We start from the raw sequence: 344 nt of genomic DNA on the forward strand, positions 1-344 counted from the left end.
TGCAGCTGGGCGAGATCGCCACCATCGAGCCCGGCATCGGGGCGATCGCCTTTGCCAGCGTGGTGATCATCACCATGATCGCCTCCGAATCATTCGACCCACGGCTGATGTGGGATGTCTTGCGCCGTGACACAGGGAAGAAGGGCCATTGACCGACTCCGACGCCTCCAAGAACGGCAGTGACACGGCCACGCCGGATATCGATCCGCCGCGCCGCCGCCGCCTGTCCGCGATCTGGCTCATCCCGATCGTGGCGGCCGGGATCGCGCTCTATCTGGGCTGGGTCACGCTGTCGGAGAAGGGGCCGGTGATCACCATCACCATGCGCACGGCGGAAGGGCTGG

2 protein-coding genes are annotated in these 344 nt (G+C 66.0%); both read left to right on the forward strand.

What is annotated here, in order from left to right:
* The first annotated feature begins 14 nt into the window (after positions 1-14).
* Complete coding sequence (locus tag ACZYTC_RS34270) at positions 15-152, forward strand: paraquat-inducible protein A (protein WP_488991762.1); 138 nt, start codon at positions 15-17, stop codon at positions 150-152.
* Positions 149-344 (forward strand): hypothetical protein (locus ACZYTC_RS34275; protein ID WP_488991760.1); only part of this gene is annotated, 196 nt, incomplete at its 3' end. The genes ACZYTC_RS34270 and ACZYTC_RS34275, both read left to right, overlap by 4 nt.

Source organism: Labrys sp. F242 (assembly GCF_057813875.1).